This is a genomic window from Halanaerobium polyolivorans, assembly GCF_020711195.1.
In the GTDB taxonomy this organism is placed as follows: Bacteria; Bacillota; Halanaerobiia; order Halanaerobiales; family Halanaerobiaceae; genus Halanaerobium; species Halanaerobium polyolivorans.
In genome coordinates this window covers 63,781-81,461 of sequence record NZ_JAJFAT010000008.1, presented here as the reverse complement: position 1 = coordinate 81,461, position 17,681 = coordinate 63,781, and the positions used below count along the sequence as shown (strand labels likewise).

The window sequence follows — 17,681 nt, the reverse complement described above, 5'->3', positions numbered from 1 at the left end:
TCTGATGGGTAAAAGAGAAGCAAGAATAAAACGCCATCAAAGAATTAGAAATAAAGTTGTGGGAACACCAGATCGGCCAAGAATGAATGTAACCCGCAGTTTAAAGCATATATATGTGCAGATTATAGATGATCTTTCCGGACAAACAATTGCTTCTGCATCTACTCTTGATCCAGTTTTACGTGATGAAGTTGATGTAGCAAGTAATAAAGAAGCGGCTGCAAAAGTTGGTAAACTTGTAGCACAAAGAGCTCTGGAAAAAGAAATCGATACAGTTGTATTTGATAGAAGTGGCTATAAATATCACGGTCGAGTTAAAGCTCTGGCTGATTCTGCCCGTGAAGAAGGGCTAAAGTTTTAAATAAGGAGGTAAATTAATGAAAAAAATAGATGCTAGTAAACTCAACCTTGATGAACGAGTAGTGAATATTAATCGTGTTTCCAAGGTTGTAAAAGGTGGCCGTAGATTTAGCTTCAGTGCTTTAGTTGTTGTAGGCGATGAAGACGGCCATGTTGGAGCAGGTATTGGTAAAGCAAACGAAGTACCTGAAGCCATCAGAAAAGGTATTGATGCAGCGAAAAAAGAGATTATCAAAGTACCTATAGTAGATACCACTATTCCACATGAAATTACCGGAGTATTTGGAGCCGGAAGAGTTCTCTTAAAACCAGCAGCTCCTGGTACTGGTGTAATTGCAGGAGGTCCTGTAAGAGCGGTAATCGAACTTGCCGGTATTAGTGATATTTTAACGAAATCTCTGGGTACATCAAATCCGATTAATATGATCAATGCTACAATGACTGGTCTTAAAGAATTAAAAAGTGCAGAAGAAGTTGCCAAATTAAGAGGCAAATCTGTAGAAGAATTAATTGGATAATTAACAAGGAGGTGTAAGGATGAAACTTAACAATCTAAAACCTGCAGCTGGATATAAAAAAGACCGCAAAAGAGTTGGTAGAGGTATTGGCTCCGGTCGTGGTTATACATCTGGTAGGGGTGCCAATGGACAGAATTCTCGTTCCGGTGGTAGTGTTCGTCTAACTTTTGAAGGTGGTCAGACTCCTCTTTTTAGACGTTTTCCTAAAAGAGGTTTTAATAATCAATTCAAAAAAGAATTTAATGAAGTTAATGTTTATCAATTAAATAGATTTTCAGCTGATGATACTATAAGTCCAGAAGTATTAATTGAAGCTGGTTTAATCGATAAAGTGGCAAAAAATGGTGTTAAAATATTGGGAAAAGGTGAAATAACCGTTGCCCTTAAGGTTAAAGCACATGCATTTTCAGCTTCTGCAAAAGAAAAAATTGAAGCTGCTGGCGGAAAGCCAGAGGTGATTTAAATTGCTAAAAGCTCTCAGTAATGTATTTAAAATTGAAGAACTAAGAAATAAAGTTTTATTTGTGCTTGCTATGATGGCTGTTTATCGTCTGGGAGCACATATACCTGTTCCAGGTGTAGATGTTGCATTACTTCAAGAGCAACTTTTTGCAGGCCAATTCGGTGGAGCTCTTGATTTTCTAGATCTTTTTGCCGGTGGTGCTCTAAGTAACTTTACAATTTTTGCGATGAGTATTACACCTTATATTACCGCATCGATTATTCTGCAGTTATTGACTGTGGTAATTCCTAAATTAGAAGAGTTATCAAGACAGGGTAATGAAGGAAGAAAAAAGATTGCCCAATACACAAGATATGGAACTATTGTATTAGCTGTCATTCAGGCATTTGGTATTACTCTTTATATTCAACGATTTGGAGCAGTTCCAGATCCAAGTTTATTTGATATAGTTTTGATTATAACTAGTTTAACAGCAGGTACTGCGTTTTTAATGTGGTTGGGAGAACAGATTACAGATAAGGGAATAGGTAATGGTATTTCTATTATCATATTCACATCTATTATTTCCCGTTTCCCGGCTGATATGTATAATACCTATGAACTGTTTCAGGCTGGAACAATTTCGGTTTTTAACTTATTACTTTTTGCTGTATTAGCAGTAATTATAGTTGCTGGTATTGTATTTGTTCAGCAGGGTGAGAGAAGGGTTCCAGTTCAGTATTCTAAAAGAATTGTAGGCCGTAAAGTTTATGGTGGTAGAAGCACACACATACCTATGAAGGTAAACCAAGCTGGTGTTATTCCGGTCATCTTTGCTTCATCAGTATTGCTTTTCCCGGGTATAATTGCTCAGGTACTACCTTATGACTGGGCAGCTTCAATTTCAAATATGCTTAGTCCTGGCTCTACACTCTATTTAGTCTTATATGGTCTAATGATCTTATTTTTCACCTATTTTTATACTGCTATTACTTTTAATCCAGAAGAAGTTGCAGATAACATGAAAAAATATGGTGGATTTATTCCTGGTATTAGACCTGGTCGTTCTACTGTAAGGTATCTTGATAAAGTCTTAATGCGGGTTACATTAGCAGGAGCAATCTTCTTAACCGTAGTTGCATTACTTCCGTTTGCCATGAGACCATTAACCGGAGTAGCAATTAGTTTTGGTGGTACATCACTACTAATTATGACAGGTGTTGCTTTACAGACAATGCAGCAAATTGAATCTCAACTCCTGATGAGACATTATGAAGGTTTTATGGAATAAAAAGGAGGATAAAGAATGGATATTGTTTTACTTGGACTGCCAGGTGTTGGTAAAGGAACTCAAGCAAAAAGATTAGAAAAAACACTTGGTATTCCTCATATTGCTACAGGTGATATTTTTAGAAAAGCAATTAAAAATGAAACAGTACTTGGTAAAAAAGCCAAGTCATTTATAGATGCTGGTGAACTAGTACCAGATGAGATTACAATTGGAATAGTAAAAGAGAGGCTATCTGAGCCAGATTGTGAAGAAGGCCTGATTCTAGATGGTTTTCCAAGGACAATAAAACAGGCTGAAGCTCTTGATACTATTTTAGCTGAACAAAATAGGGAGCTTGATATCGCAATTTATTTAACTGCTGATAAAGAGGTTTTAATTAAAAGATTATCAGGCAGAAGAGTTTGTGTTGATTGTGGGGCAACCTATCATATAGAAAACATGCCACCTAAAAAAGATAATATCTGTGATGAGTGTGGTGGAGATGTTATTCAGCGAAGTGATGATGAGGAAGAAACTGTTAAAAACAGAATAGAGGTTAATAAAGAAAAAACTTTGAAACTTGCAGAATATTATAGGGATCAGGGAATTTTAGAAGAAGTTCAGAGCACAGGTGGAATAGAAAATGTACAAAACAAATTGCTTAAGGTAATTGAGGCGAATAAATAATGATTATCTTGAAATCAAAGCGCGAGATTGATATAATGCGTAAAGCAAATAAAATTGTTGCAAATACTCATGCTTATCTGGCAGATAAAATTAAAGCTGGAATTTCTACTGCAGAGATAGATAAATTAGCAGATGAATATATACGCAGTAGAGGTGCTTTGCCTTCATTTAAGGGCTATCAGGGTTTTCCTGCCTCGGTTTGTATCTCAATTAATGAAGAAGTAGTACATGGAATTCCCAGCAATAATCGTCTTCTAAAAGATGGTGATATAGTTAGTATTGATATTGGAAGCTTTTATGAAGGTTTTAATGGAGATGCTGCCAGAACCTATGCAGTTGGTGAAGTTTCTGAAACTGCCAGAAAACTATTAGATGTTACAGAAAAATCTCTTCATAAAGGTATAGAAAAAGCGGTTATTGGCAACAGATTATTTGATATTTCACATGCAGTTCAAAAATATGTTGAAAGTAATGGATTTTCAGTAGTTCGTGATTATGTAGGCCATGGTATTGGTAGAGATATGCACGAAGATCCTCAGGTTCCTAATTTTGGTCCTCCAGGTAAAGGGCCAAAATTAAAAGAAGGGATGACTCTTGCAATTGAACCGATGGTTAATGTGGGTAGTTATGAGGTTGAAACTCTTGATGATGACTGGACGGTTGTTACAAAAGACAGAAGCTTATCTGCTCATTTTGAACACACAATAGTTATTACTGAAAATGGCTTTGAAATTTTAAGTCTGCAATAACTTTTATTGCAGAAATCAATGAATATATGGTATAATGTGCTGTGCGTGTCCAAAGAAATATCAAATTGAAAATATATAAATCAAAGTTGTCAAATTCAAGTATTATTTAATAAGAGGAGGCTAAATAGTTTATGGGAAAAGAAGATCCTATTGAAGTCCAAGGTACGGTTGTTGAACCCCTACCAAATGCAATGTTTAGAGTGGAATTGGAAAATGGACATAAAGTTCTGGCACATGTTTCAGGCAAAATGAGAATGAATTTTATAAGAATCTTACCTGGTGACAAGGTTACTGTTGAACTTTCTCCCTATGACTTGACTCGGGGCCGGATTACTTATCGACATAAAGCGAAATAAATTACCGCAAGGGGTGATTGTGAATGAAAGTGAGACCATCAGTTAAGCCGATCTGTGATAAATGCAAAGTAATCAGACGCAAAGGTAAAGTAATGGTCATTTGTGATAATCCAAAGCATAAACAGAGACAGGGATAAAAATACGGAGGTGAAATAATGGCTAGAATAGAAGGTGTTGATCTACCTAGAAATAAGCGGGTAGAGATTGGATTGACATATATTTATGGTATTGGAAGAACAACTTCTCAGAATATACTTGATAATACTGGCATTAATCCAGATACAAGAGTCAAAGATTTAACAGAAGCCGAAATTTCTTCATTAAGAAAAGAAATTGACAATAATTATATTGTTGAAGGTGAACTGAGAAGAGAAAAAAGAGCTGATATTAAGCGGTTAAAAGATATAGGTTGTTATAGAGGTCTTCGTCATCGTAGAGGTTTACCTGTACGTGGTCAGAGAACTAAAACAAATGCTCGGACCCGTAAAGGACCTAAGAAGACTGTTGGTATCAAAACAAGAGCAGCAAAAAAGCCGGAGTAAAGTAAGGAGGGAATTTATTTAATATGGCTAAATCTAAAAAGAAAAAAACACGAAGAAGAAAAAAAGTTAAGCGTAATATAGAAAAAGGTCAGGCTCATATCAAATCTACTTTTAATAATACAATAATTTCTATTACCGATACTGAAGGTAAAGTAGTTGCCTGGTCAAGTGCTGGTAAAGTTGGTTATAAAGGATCAAGAAAAAGCACTCCTTTTGCAGCTCAGCTTGCAGCAGAAAATGTAGCTGAAGAAGCTAAAGATATGGGACTTAAAGAAATAGAGATCTTTGTTAAAGGGCCTGGTTCAGGTAGAGAATCTGCAATTAGAACCCTTCAGGCAGCAGGTTTAAATGTAACCTTAATCAAAGATATAACTCCTATTCCCCACAATGGATGTAGACCACCAAAAAGAAGACGTATATAATTATAAAAGGAAAGTTGAGGTGTAAAAATGGCAAGATATACAGGATCAGTTTGTAAATTATGCAGGCGTGAAGGTGAAAAATTATACCTTAAAGGCGCCCGTTGTTATAGTGAAAAATGTTCTTTTGACCGCAGACCTTATGTTCCTGGTGAACATGGTCAGGGTCGGCAAAAAGTATCAGAATATGGTTTGCAATTAAGAGAAAAACAAAAAGTAAGAAGGATTTATGGAATTATGGAGAAACAATTCAGTAATTACTTTAAAGCCGCTGAAAACACTCCTGGTGTAACAGGTGAAAACTTCTTAACACTTTTAGAAAGAAGACTTGATAATGTTGTGTACAGAATGGGTTTTGCTAGTTCAAGAAATGAAGCAAGACAGTTTGTATTACACGGCCATATCAAAGTAAATGGTCGCAAAGTAGATATTCCTTCATATCAGGTTGATGTAGATGATGTTGTAAGTGTTAAAGATTCAAGCCGTAAATCTAAGCGCTTTAAAGAGGTTTTTGAATATAACTCAGATTTTGCAACTCAGGAATGGATAAGTTCTGATTTAGAAAAAGCAGAAGGAACAGTTGTAGCATTACCAGAGAGGGAAGATATCGATTATCCGGTCGAAGAGCACCTGATTGTCGAGTATTATTCACGGTAAATGAATACCCTCAGTCATAAAATTGTCCATATAAGGAGGGTAAACTGATAATATGATAGAAATTGAAAAACCACGTGTGGAAAGACTTGAAAGTGATGAGAATTACGGACGTTATGAAATTTCTCCTTTAGAAAGAGGCTATGGTACTACCCTAGGAAATTCTCTGCGCAGAATTTTATTGTCTTCTTTACCGGGCTCTGCTTTAACATCAGTTAAGGTAGAAGGGGTAAAACATGAATTTTCAGCTATTTCTGGGGTTGTAGAGGATATGACAGATTTAATCTTAAATCTCAAAGAAGTAGTTGTTAAATTTTCTGGTGAAGAACAGTCAACTATCAGGATCGAAGCAGAGGGTGAAGGTGAAGTAACAGCTGGTGATTTTATTAGCTCAGGTGATGTAGAGGTAATAAATACAGATCATCATATTGCAACTCTGGCTGAAGATGGCAGATTACTTTTGGAAGCAACTGTTGAAAAAGGTAGAGGTTATCATACTGCAGAAGAAAATAAGGCTCATTTTGATAAGATTATAGGTTTAATCCCTATTGACTCTTCATTTAGTCCGATTGAAAGAGCTAATTTTAATATCGAAAATACTAGAGTAGGCCAGGTTACTGACTATGATAGATTAATTTTAGAAGTAAAAACAAATGGTAGTATTCATCCTGATGATGCTATTAGTCTTGCAGCTAAAATCATGGTAGAGCATCTAGAATTATTTATTAATTTAACAGATGAAATCGAAGATGTTGAAATCATGGTTGAAGTTGAAGAAGAAGAAAAAGATAAAATTCTTGACACTACTATAGAAGAATTAGAATTATCAGTCCGTTCTTCAAATTGCTTGAAAAGAGCAGGGATTAACACAGTTGAAGAACTTGTTGATAAAACAGAAGATGATCTAATGAAAGTTCGTAATTTAGGTAAGAAGTCTTTACAGGAAATCAAAGACAAGCTTGATGAACTTGAATTAGAACTAAAAGATAATGAAATATAAGGAGGGAGTTTAGATGGCTAAGCGTAAACTTCAAAAAACATCTTCACATCGTAAAGCTATGTTTCAAAACATGGCAACCTCATTATTCCGTCATGGGCGGATAGAAACAACTCTGCCTAAAGCCAAGGAATTGAGATCTTATGCTGAGAAGATTATTACCACTGCCAAAAAGAATGATTTAAGTTCAAGGCGGAAGGTAATGGATAAAATAAAAGACAAAGAAGTTGTAACAAAACTATTTGATGAAATTGGACCTAAGTATTCTGATAGACCTGGTGGATATACCAGAATTTTAAAGATGTATCCCCGCAGAGGAGATGCAGCTAAAAAGGCAATAATTGAACTGGTTGACTAATTCGAAATGTAGGTGTTATTATGAGCCTGATAAAAATTGATGGGGTAGATTTTAGTTATCAAACTGACAGCAGTGAGAGACCGGCCCTGCAGAATATTAACCTGCAGATAGAAGCCGGTGATTTTGCTGTTATAATTGGTGGAAATGGTTCAGGTAAGTCTACCCTTGCCAAATTATTAAATGTGCTTTTAGTACCCACAAATGGGGATATTATTGTTGATGGCTTAAACACTAAAAACCCTGATAATACCTGGAAAGTTAGGCAGAAAGTAGGAATGGTTTTTCAAAACCCGGATAATCAATTAGTAGCTTCTATAGTTGAAGATGATGTAGCATTTGGCCCGGAAAACCTTGGCATACCCAGTGATCAAATCCGGCAGAGGGTTGATAATTCTCTGGAAATGGTTGGGATGGCTGGTTTTCAAAAATTTGCTCCTCATAAACTTTCAGGTGGGCAAAAACAGAGGGTTGCTATTGCCGGAGTTATTGCTATGGAGCCTGATTGTATAGTTTTAGATGAACCGACTGCAATGCTTGACCCGCAGGGCAGAAAAGAGGTTATGGAAACCATAGAATATCTAAACAAAGAAAAAGGTATTACTATTGTGCATATCACCCACTTTATGGAAGAAGCAGTTGCTGCTGATAAAGTTATTGTTATGAATCAGGGTGAGATTATTCAACAGGGAAAACCAAGATCTATCTTCAGACTTGTCGACAAATTAAAAGAGGTAAACTTAGATATTCCTGTTGCTGTAGAAGTAGCAGAATATTTAAGAAAAAACGATATTGCTGTAGACGATATTCTGACTATAGATGAGTTGGTGAATTCAATATGCTAATTGAAGTGGATAATGTAACTCATATTTATAATGATGAAAATAATGTTACTGCTCTTAAAGATATCAACTTAGATATTGATAAAGGAGAATTTATTGGGATAGTTGGCCATACAGGTTCTGGTAAATCGACCCTGGTCCAGCTTTTTAATGGTTTAATAATTCCTTCAAGTGGAACTGTAAAAGTTAATTCTAAAAATATAAGCAGTGAAAAAAGAAATTTAAAAGAAACCCGCCGCCATGTTGGCCTGGTTTTTCAATATCCTGAACATCAACTCTTTGAAGAAAGCGTATATAAAGATATTGCATTCGGGCCCAAAAACCTTGGTTTAGATGAAGCTGAAATTGAAAACAGGGTAAAAGAGGTTATGGAATTAGTAGGGTTAGGTTACTCTGAATTCAAAGATAGATCTCCCTTTAATTTAAGTGGTGGCCAGCAGAGAAGAGTTGCTATTGCAGGTGTATTAGCTTTAAAACCAGAAGTTTTAGTACTTGATGAACCAAGTGCAGGTCTGGATCCTCAGGGAAGAAAAAGGCTGGCAGATTTATTAAAATATTTATATGAAAAATTAGATATGACTATTATTTTAATATCTCACAGGATGGAAGAGATTGCAGAGCTTGCCAGTAGAGTTATAGTTATGCACCAGGGAAAAATTGTTTTGGATGGTAGTCCCAAAGAAGTTTTTGCTAATGAAAAAAAGCTGCATAAATTAGCACTTGATCTGCCTCAGATAACAGAAATACTGCACAGGTTAAAAGAAAAAGGCTTAAATTTAGAAACAGAAATATTTTCTATATCTAAAGCTTCAGATGAGATAATTAAAGCTTTAAGGAGCCATTAAAATGTTAAAAGATATAACGATTGGACAATATATAGCTAGAGAATCTATTATTCATTCCCTTGATGCAAGAATGAAGATTATTCTCACCACAATATTAATAATCGCACTTTTTACCATCAATACTTTTAATGGTTTTGGCATATTTTCAATCTTTATTTTAATAGTTATCTTATTATCTAAAATACCTTTTGTGAAGGTAATTAAAGGTTTAAAACCAATTTTATTTTTAATACTTTTAACCCTTTTAATCCATGTTTTTTTAACAAAAGGTGGGACCGTATTATGGTCCTGGAGGTTTCTTTCAATCGAATCAGAAGGGGTTTATACCGGTTTTTTTATGGTAAGTAGAATTTTTATTTTAATTTTATTTACCTCACTATTAACTTTAACAACCTCACCCCTCCAGCTGACAGATGGTATAGAATATGTTTTAAGTCCTTTAAAAAGATTTGGGGTTCCTGCAGCTGAACTTTCGATGATGATGACCATCGCTTTGCGTTTTATTCCTACCCTGCTGGAAGAAGCAGAAAAAATCATGAAAGCTCAGCAGGCTAGAGGTGCCGATTTTGAATCAGGCAATATAATTAACAGGGCAAAAAGTTTAATTCCTTTATTGGTGCCTTTGTTTATTAGTGCCTTTAGAAGAGCAGATGATCTGGCTCTAGCAATGGAATCAAGATGTTATAGAGGTGGGGAAGGTAGAACAAGGCTGCATCAGTTAGAATACAGATATTATGATTTTATCGCATTATCAATAGTTTTAGTCTTAGCAGTGACAGTATATTTCTTTTAGGTGATTTTGGTGGCTAATAATTATAAAATAACTTTAGAATATGATGGCAGCAATTACAGTGGCTGGCAGAAACAAAAAAATACCAAAGCAACTATTCAAGAAAAACTTGAAAATGCTTTAAGCAAAGTAAATAAAAGTAAAGTTGCAGTAATAGGTTCAGGAAGAACTGATGCCGGGGTTCATGCGGCTGGTCAGACGGCTAATTTCTTTTTGGATATTGAAATACCAACTTATAAAATCCCTATTGCTATTAATACTCATCTACCAGATGATATAATTTGCTATAAAGCAGAAAAAGTGGCTATAGATTTTCATGCTCGTTATGATGCACGGGGCAAAAAATATCGCTATAGAATATTAAACAGTAATTTTAATTCAGTTTTTGTCCGTAATTTTGTTTATAAAGTTCATCAGAGATTAGATGTTGATTTAATGCGAAAAGGAGCAGAAGTATTTTTAGGCACTCATGATTTTGCTGCTTTTTGTTCAGCTGGATCTTCAGTTGATTCAACTATAAGAGAAATTTATTCTTTGGCTATTAATGTAAAGCCAAATGGAGAAATCCAGATAGATATTTCTGGAAATGGATTTTTATATAATATGGTTAGAATATTAGTTGGAACTTTAATTGAACTTGCTAAAGGGAAAAGGAATCCGGCTGATTTAAAAGAAATTTTGGCTGGTTGTCAGAGAAGTAAAGCTGGTTTTACAGCTCCAGCTAAAGGTTTGACATTATTAGAGGTTTTTTATGACTAAATTAAAAACAATAATTTTGTTTTAACTTGACAAAAGAAGAAGATTGTATTAAAATTACTATGAATTATTCTGTCCAACACAGCCCCGTTGAGAATATATTCATGTAATTAGAGAATATTTTTTACTAAGGAGGTATAGTATGTCAACATATATGGCTAAAAACGAAGAAGTTGAGCGCAACTGGTATGTAGTTGATGCTGAAGATAAAACATTAGGTAGAATTTCCTCAAAAATTGCTCAGTATTTACGCGGCAAACATAAGCCAACCTTTACACCTCATGTAGATATGGGAGATTTTGTAATTGTAGTTAATGCTGAAAAAATAAAATTAACAGGAAATAAATGGGATCAGAAAAAATATTACCGCCATTCTAATTATATTGGTGGAATTAAAGAAATGACCTATAAAGAATTACTAGAAAAAGACCCAGAATTTATTATCGAAAAAGCTGTCAAAGGTATGCTACCAGGTAATAAACTGGGCAGAAAAATGATTAAAAAATTAAAAGTATATAGTGGAGATAGTCATCCACATCAGGCCCAAAAACCCGAAAAATTAGAGCTATAATCTAAGTTTAAAAACAGGAAGGAGGATTTTATAGATGGCTTCTGAAGTACAATATAGAGGTACAGGACGGAGAAAGACTTCTACTGCTAGAGTTCGCCTGCTGCCTGGAGATGGAAATTTTTTAGTTAATGATGTTGAAATCAGCGACTATTTTAATAGAAAATCTCTAATTAAAGATATAATGTCACCTTTAGAATTGACAAACACAGATAACACTTTTGATATTTATGTAAATGTTAATGGAGGTGGACTTTCAGGTCAGGCTGGTGCGGTTCGGCATGGAATTGCAAGAGCTTTACTGGAAGTAGACCAAGATTATCGTGGTCCTTTAAAAAAGGCCGGTTATTTAACCAGAGATTCTCGTATGGTAGAAAGAAAAAAATATGGTCGCAAAAAAGCAAGAAAGAAACCACAATTCTCAAAAAGATAAAGTTTTTTATGCAGCAGGGAGATATCTATCTCTCTGTTTTTGTCTTTTAAAAAAATGTATATTATGTAATTATTTGGAGGTGGAAAAATGACAGTAAAATGTGCTGCTTTATTACCTCATCCCCCAATAGTGGTTGAGGAAATTGGGGGAAGAGAGTTAAAAAAGGCTGAAAAAACGGTAAAGGGTATGGAAAAAACAGCTCAGAGTATTGCAAAATTTGATGATCTTGATCTAATGCTGCTAATAACTCCACATGGACCTGCTTTTCGCTCGACAGCATCAGTTATTGTAAAAGAAGAATTAAGCGGTAGTTTCAGTGATTTTTCCCATCCACAGCTTAAATTTAATCAAAAGTCTGATCCACAATTTGCCCAAAAATTGATTGAAAATTGTCAGAGAGAAAACTTATCTTTACAGGGCTTAAAAGCAAAAGATCTGCTCAATTATGGTATTAAGGAAGAATTAGATCATGGAGTATTGGTACCACTAAATTACCTTAAAAATGCAGGTGTCGATCTACCTATAGTGACACTTTCAATTGGCTTTATTTCCTATCAAGAACTTTATGAGATCGGCAAAAAAATTTCACAAACTGCATCTGAACTTGACTATAATATTGCTGTGATTGCAAGTGGAGATCTTTCGCACCGTTTAAAAAAAGGTGCACCTGCTGGTTATGATCCTGAAGCCCATTTATTTGATGAAAAGTTGATCGAGCTCTTAAAGAAAAAGGATTTCAAATCTATTTTAAATATGGATTCTCAGTTGATTGACAAAGCTGGTGAGTGTGGTTTAAGACCTATTGCAGTAATGCTTGGTAGTGTAGCTGACCAGGAAGTAGAACTTCAACTCAACTCTTATGAAGGACCCTTTGGGGTTGGTTATGCGTCTGTTTATCTAGAATAAAATTTATTTATGAGAGGTGTTTAAGCATGGATACTGAAAAATATATTACTGATTTGGCCAGAAAAGCAGTCAAAGAATATATAGTAAATGGTAATGAGGTAGAAGTTAATTATGATGAGCTACCTGAAATCCTAAAAAAGCCGGCTGGGGTTTTTGTAACCCTAAAGAAAAATGGTAATTTAAGAGGTTGTATGGGCACCTTTCAGGCCGTTCAGGATAATGCAGCCCAGGAAATTATTAATAATGCTATGACTGCTGCTGAAAGTGATCCCCGTTTTCCTGAAGTGCATAAGTCAGAATTAGACGAATTAACAATCTCGGTTGATATTTTAACTGAAGCTGAAAGAGTAAATGATAAATCAGAACTAGATCCAAAAAAATATGGTATTTTGGTCAAGGGAGGTCATCAAACAGGTCTGCTGCTTCCTGATCTAGAAGGTATAGATACGGTGGATAAACAGCTCAGCATTGCCAAGAAAAAGGCTGGTCTGAAGGCAGATTCACAAATAGACATTTTCCGCTTTAAGGTTAAAAGGTTTAAAGAAAATGACTGAATATCAGGAAGCTAAATATTATAGTGTTGACCAGGATAAGCAGCTTAAATGTGAACTCTGTCCCCACCACTGTATAATTAAGGAAGATAAAACAGGGATCTGTAAGGTCAGAAAAAATATTAAGGGTGAACTTAAAAGTTTAAATTATGGGAAGGTTTCTGCCTTAGGGGTAGATCCAATTGAAAAAAAACCCCTTTATCATTTTCATCCTGCTAAAAAGGTGCTTTCAATTGGAAGTTATGGCTGTAATATGAGCTGTAGTTATTGTCAGAACTGGCAGATAAGCCAACAAAAACCTCCGCTGAAAGATTATAGTCCTCAAGCTATTATTAATACCGCTCAAAAAAAAGAGCTTGATTTGATTGCTTATACTTATTCAGAACCTACAGTCTTTTATGAGTTTATGCTGGATACAGCAAAATTAGCCTCAAAAAAGGGAATCAAAAATATTTTGGTTAGTAATGGCTTTATTGAAGAGGAGCCTTTAAAAGAATTAACTCCATATTTGGCTGCTGCCAATATCGATTTAAAATCTTTTCAGGACCACTTTTATAAAAAGCACTGCCAGGGAGGTTTAGATACTGTTAAAAAGACCATCAGGTATTTAGCTGATAAGATACACCTTGAAGTGACAACCCTTGTTATAAGCGATTTAAATGATGATTTAGATGAACTGCAGAAGATCTTTAACTTTCTAGCTGAGATTGATCAGGATATTCCGCTTCATTTAAGCAGATATTATCCAGCTTATAAACTGGATAATCCAGCAACTGATTTAAATTTAATGGAAAAAGCATATCAGCTGGCCAAAAAAGATCTAAATAATGTTTATTTAGGAAATGTAAATCTAGAAAATAGCAGGGATAGTTTTTGTTCTAATTGTGGAGATAAAGTTATTAAACGGAGTGGTTATGGGGTAATTAAAAATTATGAAGCTGGTTTTTGTAAAAATTGTGGCAGCAAAATATATGGAGAATTCGAGTAAAAGATTGGCTTAATAATATTTGAGTTAAGTATAGGGTTAAATTTAGGGTTAAAATAAATTTTTGAACTGATAAGCCGGCCAAAAACTGGTCGGCTTTTATGAATTAAAAAATCAAAAAGTTAAAACCATAGATAAAGCTGATATAAAGAGTTAAAAATGAAGCATAAAATACTACCGCTCCCAGAAGGTTATAATCACTTTCTTGGTAAAAATAATTGCTGATAATTACAGAGATAAAAACTATTAGTATAAATCCAGGCTCAAACTGCAGTACTAATATCGGGGCAAACAGGCCCGTAAATAATGATGCTATAATGCTGGGAAGATAGAGATCAAATAGCGAAAAAACAATTTTATTAAATAAAAACTGCAGAGCAGCAGCCTGAAAAAATGCAGCCAAAAACACAGCTGCTAAAACAGGTAATGCTCTAATAATTAGTCTAAGGTCATTGATTATGTAGAGAGGCTTAAAGTTTTGAGTAGTAATTTGAGCAGCATTGATATTGATCAATATTACTCCAACTGTGAGCAGTATTAAGCCTGCTAAAAGAGCTTTTAAATTTAGTTTTTTGAAATTGAATTTAAAACCTAAATCTTTTAAAGAAAAATCATAGAGTATTTGGAAATATAAATAGGCTAAAAACAAAAATAACATATAACCTAAGGTAGTTAAGATAAAGCTAAAAAACTCACCAATATATAAAAGAGCTGCAAATTCTCTTTCTTTTAAAAAGTAATTACTAAAAAGAATAAAGTACCAGCTGCTGAGAATGAGCAAAAAGTCTTTATAATTAATCCTTTTATCTTTAAAGAAGTTATTGAGCAAAATAGATCACCTCATAGTTTAATTTCTATTTCAAAAATAAATATCCTTTAAAAATAAGGATAATTCCTGTGATAAAAAAATAAATCTTGCTTATCAAGCAGGTTAATAGCCCCTTTTTGACGAATATTTAATTTAGAGGTGATAAAATTGACCTGGAGAGTTTTAACAAGTTTATTAGATATATTTATTATTGCATTTATCATATATTATTTATTAAATATTATATCTGGAACAAGGGCAGTTCAGCTAATCAAAGGTTTGATTTTGATTTTTGCTGTTGCCTTGTTATCTCAACTTTTAGAACTAAATACGGTTAACTGGTTTTTAGATAGTTTTTTAACAATTATTCTTGTAGCCCTGCCGATAGTTTTTCAGCCTGAATTGAGAAGGGCATTAGAACAAATCGGTAGAGGTGGGTTTTTAAAAGAACAATTCTGGCAGAACTGGGGCCCAAAAGAGATCAATGATATCATATCTGCAGTTACAGATCTGGCCAAAGATAAAACAGGTGCTTTAATTGTAATTTCACGTCGGGTAGGCTTAAAAAATTACATAGAGACCGGGATTGAGCTTAATTCTAAGATCAGTAAGCAGTTAATAATCAGTATTTTCCAACATGCTTCTCCCCTGCATGATGGAGCATTAATCATTGAAAATGGGAGGATTCAGGCTGCCAGCTGTTTTCTTAATCTCTCTACCCGTTCTGATATAAATCCTCGCTTGGGAACCAGACACAGAGCAGCGATTGGAATTACCGAAGAATCAGATTCCATTGCTCTAGTGGTTTCAGAAGAAAGTGGTGTTATTTCTATGGCAGAAGATGGGAAGTTGAGCCGTAATTTAGATGAGGGTGAGCTAAGAGAAAATTTAGCTGCCAGTTTTGAGAAATCAAAAGAAAAATCTTTCATGAGGAGGCATATCTAAATGTTTTCTCTAAGTGAAAACCACAAAAAATTAATCTTAGCTTTTTTCATTGCAGTTTTGTTGTGGACTTATGCAAGTGATCAAACAAGTAATATTTTTAATTTGGGAGAAGAACAGGCTGCTTCATTTTTAGTCAATATTGAAACAAGAAATCTTGCTTCAGAATATGAAGTAGAATCTTTATCGACCAGTCGAGCGGTAGTCAGGGTTGATTATATATCATATTTTACAACTATCGACAAAGAAGATGTTAGAGCTTATGTAGATTTGACTGATGTTGATCCCGGAGATAATTTAAAGATTATTGAGGTTGATCTACCATCAGGAACAAGGCTGATGGGAACCGATCCGGGCTATATTATTGTTAAGATTAGAGAAGCAAATGATGATTAAGTTAATTTAAATATATTATTAATATTGGGGTGAAAAGTTTGAAAAAGAAGTTATTTGGCACTGATGGATTAAGAGGAGTTGCAAATCATGAATTAAAGGGTGATCTGGCCTATGAAATTGCCAGAATAGGTGGTTATTATCTCACCAAAGATAGTAAAGGGGAAAAACCAACCATCATTATTGGTAAGGATACTAGATTATCAGGTGATATGTTAGAGGCTGCTTTAATGGCAGGTTTAACCTCGGTTGGAATAGATGTTTATAGATTGGGGATCATCCCAACTCCAGGAGTTTGTTATTTAAGTCGAGAGATGGATGTAGATGGAGGGATAATGATATCTGCTTCCCATAATCCTACAGCTGATAATGGAATTAAATTTTTTGATGAAAATGGAATTAAATTATCAGATGAAGATGAGTTGGCAATAGAAAAATTATATTTTAATGACTATTCTCAGCAATTACCTTATCCAATCGATAATAAAATTGGTTTAATTGAAGAAAAATATGAGTGGATTGATAAATATATTGATTTTTTGATCGATCTTTCTGAAGAGGATTTTTCTTCTCTAAAAGTGGTTATAGATTGTGCTAATGGGGCGGCATATAAAGCTTCTCCAGAGGTTTTTAAAGCTTTAGGTGCAGAGGTAATTGTAATCAATAACCATCCTGATGGAGAGGTTATCAATGTTAACTGTGGTTCAACAAAACCAGAACTAATTGCAGATGAAGTTCTTGCTCAAGCTGCTGATCTGGGTATAGCCCATGATGGAGATGCAGATCGAGTTATTTTAGTTGATGAGAAAGGTGAGATTGTTGAGGGAGATAATATAATGGCAATAGCTGCTCATCATATGATTTCTGAGAAGAATTTAAATAAAAATACCATAGTTACAACTAGATATAGTAATTTAGCTTTAAAAGAAAGCCTTAGAGAATTAGAGGGCAAAGTAAAAATTGTTAAAAATGGAGACCGCTATGTTTTGGCAGAAATGCTAAAAAATAATTATCAGCTTGGTGGAGAAAAATCTGGTCATATTATATTTGCCGACTATAATACTACAGGTGATGGGATTTTAACAGCTATCAAAATAGCAGAAATTATGCTTAAAGAAAACAAAAGTTTGAGTGAACTAAAATCAATTATGAATTACTGGCCCCAAATTTTGGCCAATATAGAGGTAAAAGCCAAGGAAAAGTGGCAGCAAAATCAAGTTATTCAGCAGAAAATCGAGGAGGCCCAAGCAAAAATAGCTGGAAACGGCCGGGTTTTTGTTAGAGCATCTGGAACTGAGCCCCTGATTAGAGTAATGCTGGAAGGTAAAGATGAAGCATTATTGAGAAAATGGGAAAAAATACTAAGTGATATTATCTCTGAAGAGTTAAATTAAAATAATAATCTGAGCTAGAATTTGCTTTTTCTCTAATTTTAGCTTATTATTATATTTGGAAATTGTTGTTATTGTCTAGTCGTGATTTATTTACTAAAAATTATCTTATTTAAAGGAGG

26 protein-coding genes are annotated in these 17,681 nt (G+C 34.4%); 25 read left to right on the top strand and 1 reads right to left on the bottom strand.

Features of this window, described 5'->3' with window-relative positions:
• Nucleotides 1-4: 4 nt before the first annotated feature.
• From rplR to amrS, 22 genes are all read left to right on the top strand, one after another.
• Complete coding sequence (rplR, locus tag LJ207_RS06985; protein ID WP_229345531.1) at nucleotides 5-361, top strand: 50S ribosomal protein L18; 357 nt, start codon at nucleotides 5-7, stop codon at nucleotides 359-361.
• 16 nt (nucleotides 362-377) lie between these two features.
• Nucleotides 378-878: a 30S ribosomal protein S5 gene (rpsE, locus tag LJ207_RS06980; protein ID WP_013406393.1), complete on the top strand. Its 501-nt coding sequence runs from the start codon at nucleotides 378-380 to the stop codon at nucleotides 876-878.
• Between the two features lie 19 nt (nucleotides 879-897).
• Nucleotides 898-1,341 carry a 50S ribosomal protein L15 gene (gene rplO, locus LJ207_RS06975; RefSeq protein ID WP_229345529.1) on the top strand — a complete coding sequence of 148 codons (444 nt, stop codon included), beginning with the start codon at nucleotides 898-900 and terminating at the stop codon, nucleotides 1,339-1,341.
• 1 nt (nucleotide 1,342) lies between these two features.
• Nucleotides 1,343-2,611, top strand: coding sequence for a preprotein translocase subunit SecY (secY, locus tag LJ207_RS06970; RefSeq protein WP_229345527.1), 1,269 nt, complete (start codon nucleotides 1,343-1,345; stop codon nucleotides 2,609-2,611).
• 15 nt (nucleotides 2,612-2,626) lie between these two features.
• The gene (locus LJ207_RS06965) at nucleotides 2,627-3,277 is read left to right on the top strand and encodes an adenylate kinase (RefSeq protein WP_229345525.1); all 651 of its coding nucleotides are present in this window, start codon (nucleotides 2,627-2,629) and stop codon (nucleotides 3,275-3,277) included.
• The gene (gene map / locus LJ207_RS06960) at nucleotides 3,277-4,026 is read left to right on the top strand and encodes a type I methionyl aminopeptidase (protein ID WP_229345523.1); all 750 of its coding nucleotides are present in this window, start codon (nucleotides 3,277-3,279) and stop codon (nucleotides 4,024-4,026) included. The genes LJ207_RS06965 and map overlap by 1 nt, the downstream gene beginning before the upstream one ends.
• Nucleotides 4,027-4,157: 131 nt before the next feature.
• A complete protein-coding gene (gene infA / locus LJ207_RS06955; RefSeq protein WP_229345521.1) occupies nucleotides 4,158-4,382 on the top strand; it encodes a translation initiation factor IF-1 in 225 nt (74 codons plus the stop codon).
• Nucleotides 4,383-4,405: 23 nt separating this feature from the next.
• Nucleotides 4,406-4,519 carry a 50S ribosomal protein L36 gene (rpmJ, locus tag LJ207_RS06950; RefSeq protein ID WP_229345519.1) on the top strand — a complete coding sequence of 38 codons (114 nt, stop codon included), beginning with the start codon at nucleotides 4,406-4,408 and terminating at the stop codon, nucleotides 4,517-4,519.
• Nucleotides 4,520-4,537: 18 nt separating this feature from the next.
• Nucleotides 4,538-4,924 carry a 30S ribosomal protein S13 gene (gene rpsM, locus LJ207_RS06945; protein ID WP_229345517.1) on the top strand — a complete coding sequence of 129 codons (387 nt, stop codon included), beginning with the start codon at nucleotides 4,538-4,540 and terminating at the stop codon, nucleotides 4,922-4,924.
• A gap of 23 nt (nucleotides 4,925-4,947) precedes the next feature.
• Nucleotides 4,948-5,346 (top strand): 30S ribosomal protein S11, encoded by a 399-nt coding sequence (gene rpsK / locus LJ207_RS06940; RefSeq protein WP_229345516.1) that lies wholly within the window; start codon nucleotides 4,948-4,950, stop codon nucleotides 5,344-5,346.
• A gap of 27 nt (nucleotides 5,347-5,373) precedes the next feature.
• Nucleotides 5,374-6,000 (top strand): 30S ribosomal protein S4, encoded by a 627-nt coding sequence (gene rpsD / locus LJ207_RS06935; protein ID WP_229345514.1) that lies wholly within the window; start codon nucleotides 5,374-5,376, stop codon nucleotides 5,998-6,000.
• A 52-nt stretch (nucleotides 6,001-6,052) separates the two neighbouring features.
• The gene (locus LJ207_RS06930) at nucleotides 6,053-6,997 is read left to right on the top strand and encodes a DNA-directed RNA polymerase subunit alpha (protein WP_229345506.1); all 945 of its coding nucleotides are present in this window, start codon (nucleotides 6,053-6,055) and stop codon (nucleotides 6,995-6,997) included.
• Nucleotides 6,998-7,010: 13 nt separating this feature from the next.
• On the top strand, nucleotides 7,011-7,352 hold the full coding sequence (rplQ, locus tag LJ207_RS06925) for a 50S ribosomal protein L17 (RefSeq protein ID WP_229345505.1): 342 nt from the start codon (nucleotides 7,011-7,013) through the stop codon (nucleotides 7,350-7,352).
• 20 nt (nucleotides 7,353-7,372) lie between these two features.
• Entirely contained in the window at nucleotides 7,373-8,194 is an 822-nt protein-coding gene (locus LJ207_RS06920; RefSeq protein ID WP_229345503.1) for an energy-coupling factor transporter ATPase, read from the top strand.
• Nucleotides 8,188-9,036, top strand: a complete 849-nt coding sequence (locus tag LJ207_RS06915) for an energy-coupling factor transporter ATPase (RefSeq protein WP_229345501.1) — start codon at nucleotides 8,188-8,190, stop codon at nucleotides 9,034-9,036. The genes LJ207_RS06920 and LJ207_RS06915 overlap by 7 nt, the downstream gene beginning before the upstream one ends.
• 1 nt (nucleotide 9,037) lies before the next feature.
• Nucleotides 9,038-9,829 (top strand): energy-coupling factor transporter transmembrane component T family protein, encoded by a 792-nt coding sequence (locus LJ207_RS06910; protein WP_229345499.1) that lies wholly within the window; start codon nucleotides 9,038-9,040, stop codon nucleotides 9,827-9,829.
• A 9-nt stretch (nucleotides 9,830-9,838) separates the two neighbouring features.
• Nucleotides 9,839-10,585 (top strand): tRNA pseudouridine(38-40) synthase TruA, encoded by a 747-nt coding sequence (gene truA / locus LJ207_RS06905; RefSeq protein ID WP_229345497.1) that lies wholly within the window; start codon nucleotides 9,839-9,841, stop codon nucleotides 10,583-10,585.
• 139 nt (nucleotides 10,586-10,724) lie between these two features.
• On the top strand, nucleotides 10,725-11,153 hold the full coding sequence (gene rplM / locus LJ207_RS06900) for a 50S ribosomal protein L13 (protein WP_229345495.1): 429 nt from the start codon (nucleotides 10,725-10,727) through the stop codon (nucleotides 11,151-11,153).
• A 34-nt stretch (nucleotides 11,154-11,187) separates the two neighbouring features.
• The gene (gene rpsI, locus LJ207_RS06895) at nucleotides 11,188-11,583 is read left to right on the top strand and encodes a 30S ribosomal protein S9 (RefSeq protein WP_229345493.1); all 396 of its coding nucleotides are present in this window, start codon (nucleotides 11,188-11,190) and stop codon (nucleotides 11,581-11,583) included.
• Between the two features lie 87 nt (nucleotides 11,584-11,670).
• Nucleotides 11,671-12,489, top strand: a complete 819-nt coding sequence (gene amrB / locus LJ207_RS06890) for an AmmeMemoRadiSam system protein B (RefSeq protein ID WP_229345491.1) — start codon at nucleotides 11,671-11,673, stop codon at nucleotides 12,487-12,489.
• Nucleotides 12,490-12,515: 26 nt separating this feature from the next.
• On the top strand, nucleotides 12,516-13,043 hold the full coding sequence (amrA, locus tag LJ207_RS06885; protein ID WP_229345489.1) for an AmmeMemoRadiSam system protein A: 528 nt from the start codon (nucleotides 12,516-12,518) through the stop codon (nucleotides 13,041-13,043).
• On the top strand, nucleotides 13,036-14,028 hold the full coding sequence (gene amrS / locus LJ207_RS06880) for an AmmeMemoRadiSam system radical SAM enzyme (RefSeq protein ID WP_229345487.1): 993 nt from the start codon (nucleotides 13,036-13,038) through the stop codon (nucleotides 14,026-14,028). The genes amrA and amrS overlap by 8 nt, the downstream gene beginning before the upstream one ends.
• Before the next feature lie 103 nt (nucleotides 14,029-14,131).
• Here the strand turns inward: amrS and LJ207_RS06875 are convergent, their stop codons facing one another.
• Nucleotides 14,132-14,854: a hypothetical protein gene (locus tag LJ207_RS06875; RefSeq protein WP_229345485.1), complete on the bottom strand. Its 723-nt coding sequence runs from the start codon at nucleotides 14,852-14,854 to the stop codon at nucleotides 14,132-14,134.
• 138 nt (nucleotides 14,855-14,992) lie between these two features.
• Between LJ207_RS06875 and cdaA the strand changes: the two genes are divergently transcribed.
• The 3 genes from cdaA to glmM are packed head-to-tail and all read left to right on the top strand — an operon-like array spanning nucleotide 14,993 to nucleotide 17,562.
• A complete protein-coding gene (gene cdaA, locus LJ207_RS06870; RefSeq protein WP_439649680.1) occupies nucleotides 14,993-15,778 on the top strand; it encodes a diadenylate cyclase CdaA in 786 nt (261 codons plus the stop codon).
• Nucleotides 15,779-16,171, top strand: a complete 393-nt coding sequence (locus LJ207_RS06865) for a YbbR-like domain-containing protein (protein ID WP_229345482.1) — start codon at nucleotides 15,779-15,781, stop codon at nucleotides 16,169-16,171.
• Between the two features lie 38 nt (nucleotides 16,172-16,209).
• Entirely contained in the window at nucleotides 16,210-17,562 is a 1,353-nt protein-coding gene (gene glmM, locus LJ207_RS06860) for a phosphoglucosamine mutase (RefSeq protein ID WP_229345480.1), read from the top strand.
• The last annotated feature ends 119 nt before the right edge of the window (nucleotides 17,563-17,681 follow it).

What these genes read in the sequence shown, in the direction of transcription:
- rplR (WP_229345531.1), top strand. Translation starts at nt 5, where the DNA reads ATGGGTAAAAGAGAAGCAAGAATAAAACGCCATCAAAGAATTAGAAAT.
- rpsE (WP_013406393.1), top strand. Translation starts at nt 378, where the DNA reads ATGAAAAAAATAGATGCTAGTAAACTCAACCTTGATGAACGAGTAGTG.
- rplO (WP_229345529.1), top strand. Translation starts at nt 898, where the DNA reads ATGAAACTTAACAATCTAAAACCTGCAGCTGGATATAAAAAAGACCGC.
- LJ207_RS06965 (WP_229345525.1), top strand. Translation starts at nt 2,627, where the DNA reads ATGGATATTGTTTTACTTGGACTGCCAGGTGTTGGTAAAGGAACTCAA.
- map (WP_229345523.1), top strand. Translation starts at nt 3,277, where the DNA reads ATGATTATCTTGAAATCAAAGCGCGAGATTGATATAATGCGTAAAGCA.
- infA (WP_229345521.1), top strand. Translation starts at nt 4,158, where the DNA reads ATGGGAAAAGAAGATCCTATTGAAGTCCAAGGTACGGTTGTTGAACCC.
- rpmJ (WP_229345519.1), top strand. Translation starts at nt 4,406, where the DNA reads ATGAAAGTGAGACCATCAGTTAAGCCGATCTGTGATAAATGCAAAGTA.
- rpsM (WP_229345517.1), top strand. Translation starts at nt 4,538, where the DNA reads ATGGCTAGAATAGAAGGTGTTGATCTACCTAGAAATAAGCGGGTAGAG.
- rpsK (WP_229345516.1), top strand. Translation starts at nt 4,948, where the DNA reads ATGGCTAAATCTAAAAAGAAAAAAACACGAAGAAGAAAAAAAGTTAAG.
- rpsD (WP_229345514.1), top strand. Translation starts at nt 5,374, where the DNA reads ATGGCAAGATATACAGGATCAGTTTGTAAATTATGCAGGCGTGAAGGT.
- LJ207_RS06930 (WP_229345506.1), top strand. Translation starts at nt 6,053, where the DNA reads ATGATAGAAATTGAAAAACCACGTGTGGAAAGACTTGAAAGTGATGAG.
- rplQ (WP_229345505.1), top strand. Translation starts at nt 7,011, where the DNA reads ATGGCTAAGCGTAAACTTCAAAAAACATCTTCACATCGTAAAGCTATG.
- LJ207_RS06920 (WP_229345503.1), top strand. Translation starts at nt 7,373, where the DNA reads ATGAGCCTGATAAAAATTGATGGGGTAGATTTTAGTTATCAAACTGAC.
- LJ207_RS06915 (WP_229345501.1), top strand. Translation starts at nt 8,188, where the DNA reads ATGCTAATTGAAGTGGATAATGTAACTCATATTTATAATGATGAAAAT.
- LJ207_RS06910 (WP_229345499.1), top strand. Translation starts at nt 9,038, where the DNA reads ATGTTAAAAGATATAACGATTGGACAATATATAGCTAGAGAATCTATT.
- rplM (WP_229345495.1), top strand. Translation starts at nt 10,725, where the DNA reads ATGTCAACATATATGGCTAAAAACGAAGAAGTTGAGCGCAACTGGTAT.
- rpsI (WP_229345493.1), top strand. Translation starts at nt 11,188, where the DNA reads ATGGCTTCTGAAGTACAATATAGAGGTACAGGACGGAGAAAGACTTCT.
- amrB (WP_229345491.1), top strand. Translation starts at nt 11,671, where the DNA reads ATGACAGTAAAATGTGCTGCTTTATTACCTCATCCCCCAATAGTGGTT.
- amrA (WP_229345489.1), top strand. Translation starts at nt 12,516, where the DNA reads ATGGATACTGAAAAATATATTACTGATTTGGCCAGAAAAGCAGTCAAA.
- amrS (WP_229345487.1), top strand. Translation starts at nt 13,036, where the DNA reads ATGACTGAATATCAGGAAGCTAAATATTATAGTGTTGACCAGGATAAG.
- LJ207_RS06865 (WP_229345482.1), top strand. Translation starts at nt 15,779, where the DNA reads ATGTTTTCTCTAAGTGAAAACCACAAAAAATTAATCTTAGCTTTTTTC.